This window comes from Nostoc sp. UCD121 (assembly GCF_014222285.1).
Lineage (GTDB): Bacteria > Cyanobacteriota > Cyanobacteriia > Cyanobacteriales > Nostocaceae > Nostoc.
The window spans coordinates 1-7,884 of sequence record NZ_JACKZS010000285.1 but is presented as its reverse complement, the minus strand read 5'-3'; the positions used below and the strand labels follow the sequence as shown (position 1 = coordinate 7,884).

Genomic DNA, 7,884 nt, shown 5'->3' with positions numbered 1-7,884 from the left:
CGCCACCGCTCACGCTCGTAATTTAGCCCCAGTTCCCAAGCGACATCCTCTAAAGCCAAGTCGCGCAGTTGTTGAGTCTGAGCCTCTAACGATCGCACCCGCTTCTCTAATTGCTGTCGTTCCTTTTCGCTATCCCTCGCCCGTTGCTCCGTCCTCTCCAATCGTTCTATCAGGAACTTTCGGTCAGCCAGTTGATGGTTAATCGCTTGAAAGTGTTCATCAGACTGAATCCTGGCAACGTAATTCCTAGCTGATTCAAAATTAGTTGGTGCTAATTGGTTATTTGTAATGACTGCGGTGAGTGGTTCACTGTTAACGGCTTGGTAATATTCCTTTACTTTGGTGTGGGTTGCTTTGCTACCCTTGACCCCCCGTTCAATGCCCAAAGGAGCAAGTGCAGCAGCATAACTATCTTGGAGTTTGGATAACTTGATTCTTCCCTGTCCACCTCTACCGCCAAACATCGCATCATGACTGACTCTCCCGGTTTTTTCATTCAATGGCACGATGTAGGCGTGAATGTGTGGGGTACTTTCATCTAGGTGGAGTTCTGCCCTGACGCACTTTGATCCATAGTTTTGAGATAGCCAGTCACGAGATGCGATCGCCCATTGCTGCATCAGTGAATCAGACCACTGCCCCGACAGAGATGGAGCTTTTGGGCGGAAATATTCAGGTGATGCCGAGAGAAACATCTCGGTGCATAACACTGCATCCTTTCGGGGTAGATACTTGAGCGTAGAGATTTTCTCCTTGACTATCTCCTCTAAAGAGCGATCGTCTTCTCCCCCAATTAACCGGACATTCTCTCTAGTTGGATCTGCGTTGGGTGTTTCTCTGTTTCTGGTAACATGGTCATCACTTCCGGCAACGTTGCCGAATGTTTTTAGTTTCTCAATTCTGAGAATTGTTAGTGGCGACATAAAAGATCCATACTACAAATGCAGTACTTTTGTAGTATGAAAAAACCTCTCCAAGCGAACGGCGGTTTCATGTCACGAGCGCAGCGAGAGATGGCGCAGCCACCCGCAGGGCATAAAACCATAGTGAGTATGGTATCACTTATACAAAACCCTGAAATCCACTTTTGGGGGAGAAATCGCGCTTACTCCCTACTGTCAAAATACGCCCAAAAGCACCTTTAGGGTACATAACGACAGTCGTTTGACAGTCATTGGGGTTTCGGGTAATGACAGTCGTTTGACAGTCATTTGGTACAGTAGAGGGGTACTAGGGGTGGTTTACGGCGCATTTTGACAGTCGTTTGAATTTGGTATCAATCAACACGATGGCTTACTCATAATCTTCTCTAATTCGATAGGAATACAGGACATGGAGCAACCTAATTTAGAAGTGCTTTCGATTAAGCGTAGTCATGACAGTAGCGATGGCCAGTTGCTGCAATTTTTACGAGAGCGAGAGCGTCGAATGTCGGGCAGAGGTTTGACTAAAATTGTTTTGAGTACTTTAAGGATGTGTTGGGGGCCATTTGTCATAAAGCGCATTGGTGCTGACAGCGACACTCTCAAGACTGCTGTGATTTACTCTATCTCACAGTTGGAATTACAGATTCACTTGCTCAAGCAATTACTCGATTGAGGGGTTTTTTGAAGTACCTTTGCAATATCGCAGTATTTTACAAACTCACTTAGAATCTCCCGTAACTCATGGACAATTCACGCATTCCAAATTGGAGAAGTGCGATCGCCCGTAGTCACGTCAAGAATTGAGATTAGGGATTTGGGTTTTGGTAGTCATGGTCTGGTAGTCATGGTCTGGTAGTCATAATAGATTTGGTAGTCATGATGATTAATATCTATTTATATAGAGGGCGTGACTACGGTATCAGAACTTGATATAAAATGCGGCTATTCTCAGTGGTGACTACCAAGTATTGTATAAAAGCTAGCAGCCATAAGTTGCTAGAGAATTAATTGGGATAAAGCGATCGCTTCGGGAATTAAGCATAGGCCGAAGAAGGTGCTTCGGCTAGCAAGAACCGCAGGCATCGCGGCCATTGTCTAACTACTGCCGGGAGCAAAATCAAGAGCGGTGGCTTTAAGGTCTGAAGGGGTGAGGCAAGCGATCGCGCTGTGGTCAATTAGAGGCAGAGAAATTAGGCAGTCAGGATGATCGCCTTTGCAAGCTACGCCCGTAGTCACGCTAAGAATTGAGATTGGGGATTTGGGTTTTGGTAGTCATGGTTTGGTAGTTACGATGAATTTGGTAGTCATGATGGTTAATATCTATTTATATAGAGGGCGTGACTACGGTATCAGAACTTGATACAAAATGCCGTTATTCTCAGTGGTGACTACCAAAAACTGTATAAAACCCAGCATTAGCAAAGCAGTACAAACTTGAGATGGTGGCGCGGCTATGCCAGTGAAAAGACGCGACAACGTAGTTGTAAGTCTTGGGCATTGGGTATGGTATGGGGTGAAGCGCTTGCTCCCTTAGCGATCGGCTACGGTGGCGGGTAAGCTGGGAGCTAGCCAGAAGAAAATAATAAAGCATAACTACTGGAGCGATCGCTATCGTAAAACAGGAGACGTGGCAACGCAGTTGCCAGTCCAGTCCACCACACCATAGATGTCAATAACCGCGCTGACGATTCTGTGCAATGGCGTAACCGCCCTCTGTCTTGCGATCGCTAATCATAGATTTGTTCCAGCCAGTTACTCAAATTGCTACTAAAAACCCAATGAATGAATTTTGGGTAAGGGCTGGACGCGATGATTTTCTCTAAGAATTTTGAGGAGCGTAGCTTGCTGCCAACTCTTGGAGACGTTGCGCGTAGCTTGCTTCCACGAAGTGGTACGGCATCGCTTTCTCTAAGAAATTTTGCTGGCTGTCAAAGAATAGTCACAACCTGTTATCGCTTTCAAAACTTGTTATTACAAATGTCTAACCAATAGATGCGGTATGGAGGCGTAGCTTGCCTCTACTAGCGCGGCTACAGAAGTTATGCCCTAAAATTTTCAATAGGCATAACCACTATAACTGCCATGACAGACCGCATCGACCAAATCATAGAGAAGCTTCAACAATTAAAGGAAATCAGGCAGCATCTGGTCAATGAACCAATGTCTGAATCTGGGGTCTGGATTCATCAGTATGAGGTACGCAAAAAATATAAAAAAGATGGTGAAATCTACTGGTATGTATACGCAAAATGGCAAGCTAATGAGCCAATTTTCAAGAGAAACCCAAAAGCTAGGCTAAAAGGGATTGTCAAGCGCGGCAAGAACCCAGACTATACCTGTCACCAACACATAGGCAGGGTCAGCAGTAGCACAGGGCTAGGAACTGATTCAGAGGTCGCGATCGCATATCAAGAGTGGGAAAATCGCAAGCGGTTAGACGCGCTTGATAAAGCACTTGATGAGATAGAAAACGCGCTTATAGAAGTTATGCCAGACCAAAATAACAAAGCATAACTATTGTGGGGCATAGCAGGAGACGCGGCAAAGCCGCCGTCGCCAGTCATAACCACCCATCACGCCGCCTGAACGCCGAATACCTGATAACCGCGCTGGCAATTGGGAGAGCGATCGCAGAAGGGAGACGCGGCAACACAGTTGCCAGTCAAAAACCACCAACGTCACCACCGCGAACGCGGCAAAATCAATAACTTGTTATTATATAAAACTGTTATAATCTGTCACCCAAACCTTGTAACCTGTTAAATAACGTAAATTGATCTATAACATATTAGCTAAAGTAGTAACAGGATAATGCATATATACTGTTATAAACTCATCTACCAATCTAACCATTACCTGAAACCCTTGTCATACAATGATTGTGGATATATGCGTTATTAATAGGCTATGCAAATATGAACAGGTTATAACTAACTAGTTAACGCATACATAAACCTGTTATATAAAAGCTTATTGCAGACATGAGCATAATCTAACCTGTTATGTCTGTTAATTTAAATTAACAGACATAACAGGTTAGATTATGCTCATGTCTGCAATAAGCTTTTATATAACAGGTTTATGTATGCGTTAACTAGTTAGTTATAACCTGTTCATATTTGCATAGCCTATTAATAACGCATATATCCACAATCATTGTATGACAAGGGTTTCAGGTAATGGTTAGATTGGTAGATGAGTTTATAACAGTATATATGCATTATCCTGTTACTACTTTAGCTAATATGTTATAGATCAATTTACGTTATTTAACAGGTTACAAGGTTTGGGTGACAGATTATAACAGTTTTATATAATAACAAGTTATTGATTTTGCCGCGTTCGCGGTGGTGACGTTGGTGGTTTTTGACTGGCAACTGTGTTGCCGCGTCTCCCTTCTGCGATCGCTCTCCCAATTGCCAGCGCGGTTATCAGGTATTCGGCGTTCAGGCGGCGTGATGGGTGGTTATGACTGGCGACGGCGGCTTTGCCGCGTCTCCTGCTATGCCCCACAATAGTTATGCTTTGTTATTTTGGTCTGGCATAACTTCTATAAGCGCGTTTTCTATCTCATCAAGTGCTTTATCAAGCGCGTCTAACCGCTTGCGATTTTCCCACTCTTGATATGCGATCGCGACCTCTGAATCAGTTCCTAGCCCTGTGCTACTGCTGACCCTGCCTATGTGTTGGTGACAGGTATAGTCTGGGTTCTTGCCGCGCTTGACAATCCCTTTTAGCCTAGCTTTTGGGTTTCTCTTGAAAATTGGCTCATTAGCTTGCCATTTTGCGTATACATACCAGTAGATTTCACCATCTTTTTTATATTTTTTGCGTACCTCATACTGATGAATCCAGACCCCAGATTCAGACATTGGTTCATTGACCAGATGCTGCCTGATTTCCTTTAATTGTTGAAGCTTCTCTATGATTTGGTCGATGCGGTCTGTCATGGCAGTTATAGTGGTTATGCCTATTGAAAATTTTAGGGCATAACTTCTGTAGCCGCGCTAGTAGAGGCAAGCTACGCCTCCATACCGCATCTATTGGTTAGACATTTGTAATAACAAGTTTTGAAAGCGATAACAGGTTGTGACTATTCTTTGACAGCCAGCAAAATTTCTTAGAGAAAGCGATGCCGTACCACTTCGTGGAAGCAAGCTACGCGCAACGTCTCCAAGAGTTGGCAGCAAGCTACGCTCCTCAAAATTCTTAGAGAAAATCATCGCGTCCAGCCCTTACCCAAAATTCATTCATTGGGTTTTTAGTAGCAATTTGAGTAACTGGCTGGAACAAATCTATGATTAGCGATCGCAAGACAGAGGGCGGTTACGCCATTGCACAGAATCGTCAGCGCGGTTATTGACATCTATGGTGTGGTGGACTGGACTGGCAACTGCGTTGCCACGTCTCCTGTTTTACGATAGCGATCGCTCCAGTAGTTATGCTTTATTATTTTCTTCTGGCTAGCTCCCAGCTTACCCGCCACCGTAGCCGATCGCTAAGGGAGCAAGCGCTTCACCCCATACCATACCCAATGCCCAAGACTTACAACTACGTTGTCGCGTCTTTTCACTGGCATAGCCGCGCCACCATCTCAAGTTTGTACTGCTTTGCTAATGCTGGGTTTTATACAGTTTTTGGTAGTCACCACTGAGAATAACGGCATTTTGTATCAAGTTCTGATACCGTAGTCACGCCCTCTATATAAATAGATATTAACCATCATGACTACCAAATTCATCGTAACTACCAAACCATGACTACCAAAACCCAAATCCCCAATCTCAATTCTTAGCGTGACTACGGGCGTAGCTTGCAAAGGCGATCATCCTGACTGCCTAATTTCTCTGCCTCTAATTGACCACAGCGCGATCGCTTGCCTCACCCCTTCAGACCTTAAAGCCACCGCTCTTGATTTTGCTCCCGGCAGTAGTTAGACAATGGCCGCGATGCCTGCGGTTCTTGCTAGCCGAAGCACCTTCTTCGGCCTATGCTTAATTCCCGAAGCGATCGCTTTATCCCAATTAATTCTCTAGCAACTTATGGCTGCTAGCTTTTATACAATACTTGGTAGTCACCACTGAGAATAGCCGCATTTTATATCAAGTTCTGATACCGTAGTCACGCCCTCTATATAAATAGATATTAATCATCATGACTACCAAATCTATTATGACTACCAGACCATGACTACCAGACCATGACTACCAAAACCCAAATCCCTAATCTCAATTCTTGACGTGACTACGGGCGATCGCACTTCTCCAATTTGGAATGCGTGAATTGTCCATGAGTTACGGGAGATTCTAAGTGAGTTTGTAAAATACTGCGATATTGCAAAGGTACTTCAAAAAACCCCTCAATCGAGTAATTGCTTGAGCAAGTGAATCTGTAATTCCAACTGTGAGATAGAGTAAATCACAGCAGTCTTGAGAGTGTCGCTGTCAGCACCAATGCGCTTTATGACAAATGGCCCCCAACACATCCTTAAAGTACTCAAAACAATTTTAGTCAAACCTCTGCCCGACATTCGACGCTCTCGCTCTCGTAAAAATTGCAGCAACTGGCCATCGCTACTGTCATGACTACGCTTAATCGAAAGCACTTCTAAATTAGGTTGCTCCATGTCCTGTATTCCTATCGAATTAGAGAAGATTATGAGTAAGCCATCGTGTTGATTGATACCAAATTCAAACGACTGTCAAAATGCGCCGTAAACCACCCCTAGTACCCCTCTACTGTACCAAATGACTGTCAAACGACTGTCATTACCCGAAACCCCAATGACTGTCAAACGACTGTCGTTATGTACCCTAAAGGTGCTTTTGGGCGTATTTTGACAGTAGGGAGTAAGCGCGATTTCTCCCCCAAAAGTGGATTTCAGGGTTTTGTATAAGTGATACCATACTCACTATGGTTTTATGCCCTGCGGGTGGCTGCGCCATCTCTCGCTGCGCTCGTGACATGAAACCGCCGTTCGCTTGGAGAGGTTTTTTCATACTACAAAAGTACTGCATTTGTAGTATGGATCTTTTATGTCGCCACTAACAATTCTCAGAATTGAGAAACTAAAAACATTCGGCAACGTTGCCGGAAGTGATGACCATGTTACCAGAAACAGAGAAACACCCAACGCAGATCCAACTAGAGAGAATGTCCGGTTAATTGGGGGAGAAGACGATCGCTCTTTAGAGGAGATAGTCAAGGAGAAAATCTCTACGCTCAAGTATCTACCCCGAAAGGATGCAGTGTTATGCACCGAGATGTTTCTCTCGGCATCACCTGAATATTTCCGCCCAAAAGCTCCATCTCTGTCGGGGCAGTGGTCTGATTCACTGATGCAGCAATGGGCGATCGCATCTCGTGACTGGCTATCTCAAAACTATGGATCAAAGTGCGTCAGGGCAGAACTCCACCTAGATGAAAGTACCCCACACATTCACGCCTACATCGTGCCATTGAATGAAAAAACCGGGAGAGTCAGTCATGATGCGATGTTTGGCGGTAGAGGTGGACAGGGAAGAATCAAGTTATCCAAACTCCAAGATAGTTATGCTGCTGCACTTGCTCCTTTGGGCATTGAACGGGGGGTCAAGGGTAGCAAAGCAACCCACACCAAAGTAAAGGAATATTACCAAGCCGTTAACAGTGAACCACTCACCGCAGTCATTACAAATAACCAATTAGCACCAACTAATTTTGAATCAGCTAGGAATTACGTTGCCAGGATTCAGTCTGATGAACACTTTCAAGCGATTAACCATCAACTGGCTGACCGAAAGTTCCTGATAGAACGATTGGAGAGGACGGAGCAACGGGCGAGGGATAGCGAAAAGGAACGACAGCAATTAGAGAAGCGGGTGCGATCGTTAGAGGCTCAGACTCAACAACTGCGCGACTTGGCTTTAGAGGATGTCGCTTGGGAACTGGGGCTAAATTACGAGCGTGAGCGGTGGCG

At 44.7% G+C, this 7,884-nt stretch carries 14 protein-coding genes; 7 read left to right on the top strand and 7 right to left on the bottom strand.

The genetic code is table 11. The annotated features are described in order from the left end of the window. Positions 1–923, bottom strand: a 923-nt coding sequence (gene mobV / locus GNF10_RS33315) for a MobV family relaxase (RefSeq protein ID WP_185607382.1), incomplete at its 3' end; no start/stop codon positions are given. Between the two features lie 36 nt (positions 924–959). On the opposite strand from mobV (GNF10_RS33315), the gene GNF10_RS33320 reads away from it, so the two are divergent. Together GNF10_RS33320 and GNF10_RS33325 are read left to right on the top strand one after the other, a co-directional pair. Next, the gene (locus GNF10_RS33320; protein WP_185582077.1) at positions 960–1,145 is read left to right on the top strand and encodes a hypothetical protein; all 186 of its coding nucleotides are present in this window, start codon (positions 960–962) and stop codon (positions 1,143–1,145) included. A 187-nt stretch (positions 1,146–1,332) separates the two neighbouring features. Next, positions 1,333–1,599 carry a hypothetical protein gene (locus GNF10_RS33325; protein WP_185582076.1) on the top strand — a complete coding sequence of 89 codons (267 nt, stop codon included), beginning with the start codon at positions 1,333–1,335 and terminating at the stop codon, positions 1,597–1,599. Between the two features lie 422 nt (positions 1,600–2,021). Here GNF10_RS33325 and GNF10_RS33330 read toward each other — a convergent pair whose 3' ends face one another. Beyond that, the gene (locus GNF10_RS33330) at positions 2,022–2,162 is read right to left on the bottom strand and encodes a hypothetical protein (protein WP_185588118.1); all 141 of its coding nucleotides are present in this window, start codon (positions 2,160–2,162) and stop codon (positions 2,022–2,024) included. Between the two features lie 198 nt (positions 2,163–2,360). On the opposite strand from GNF10_RS33330, the gene GNF10_RS39075 reads away from it, so the two are divergent. From GNF10_RS39075 to GNF10_RS33340, 3 genes are all read left to right on the top strand, one after another. Beyond that, on the top strand, positions 2,361–2,483 hold the full coding sequence (locus GNF10_RS39075) for a hypothetical protein (protein WP_256874773.1): 123 nt from the start codon (positions 2,361–2,363) through the stop codon (positions 2,481–2,483). Positions 2,484–3,008: 525 nt separating this feature from the next. Further along, positions 3,009–3,440, top strand: coding sequence for a hypothetical protein (locus tag GNF10_RS33335; protein ID WP_179076787.1), 432 nt, complete (start codon positions 3,009–3,011; stop codon positions 3,438–3,440). Between the two features lie 5 nt (positions 3,441–3,445). Further along, positions 3,446–3,634, top strand: a complete 189-nt coding sequence (locus GNF10_RS33340) for a hypothetical protein (protein ID WP_185592944.1) — start codon at positions 3,446–3,448, stop codon at positions 3,632–3,634. A gap of 616 nt (positions 3,635–4,250) precedes the next feature. On the opposite strand, the gene GNF10_RS33345 is transcribed toward GNF10_RS33340, so the two are convergent. The 3 genes from GNF10_RS33345 to GNF10_RS39070 all read right to left on the bottom strand — a co-directional run bounded on the left by GNF10_RS33345 (position 4,251) and on the right by GNF10_RS39070 (position 5,524). Further along, positions 4,251–4,439 (bottom strand): hypothetical protein, encoded by a 189-nt coding sequence (locus GNF10_RS33345; RefSeq protein WP_185592944.1) that lies wholly within the window; start codon positions 4,437–4,439, stop codon positions 4,251–4,253. A gap of 5 nt (positions 4,440–4,444) precedes the next feature. After that, on the bottom strand, positions 4,445–4,876 hold the full coding sequence (locus GNF10_RS33350) for a hypothetical protein (protein ID WP_179076787.1): 432 nt from the start codon (positions 4,874–4,876) through the stop codon (positions 4,445–4,447). A 525-nt stretch (positions 4,877–5,401) separates the two neighbouring features. Further along, complete coding sequence (locus tag GNF10_RS39070) at positions 5,402–5,524, bottom strand: hypothetical protein (RefSeq protein WP_256874773.1); 123 nt, start codon at positions 5,522–5,524, stop codon at positions 5,402–5,404. Positions 5,525–5,722: 198 nt separating this feature from the next. Between GNF10_RS39070 and GNF10_RS33355 the strand changes: the two genes are divergently transcribed. Next, positions 5,723–5,863 (top strand): hypothetical protein, encoded by a 141-nt coding sequence (locus GNF10_RS33355; RefSeq protein WP_185588118.1) that lies wholly within the window; start codon positions 5,723–5,725, stop codon positions 5,861–5,863. A 422-nt stretch (positions 5,864–6,285) separates the two neighbouring features. Here the strand turns inward: GNF10_RS33355 and GNF10_RS33360 are convergent, their stop codons facing one another. Together GNF10_RS33360 and GNF10_RS33365 are read right to left on the bottom strand one after the other, a co-directional pair. After that, positions 6,286–6,552: a hypothetical protein gene (locus GNF10_RS33360; protein ID WP_185582076.1), complete on the bottom strand. Its 267-nt coding sequence runs from the start codon at positions 6,550–6,552 to the stop codon at positions 6,286–6,288. Between the two features lie 187 nt (positions 6,553–6,739). Then, positions 6,740–6,925, bottom strand: coding sequence for a hypothetical protein (locus GNF10_RS33365; protein WP_185582077.1), 186 nt, complete (start codon positions 6,923–6,925; stop codon positions 6,740–6,742). Positions 6,926–6,961: 36 nt separating this feature from the next. Between GNF10_RS33365 and mobV (GNF10_RS33370) the strand changes: the two genes are divergently transcribed. Then, on the top strand, positions 6,962–7,884 hold a 923-nt coding region (gene mobV, locus GNF10_RS33370; protein WP_185607382.1), incomplete at its 3' end, for a MobV family relaxase.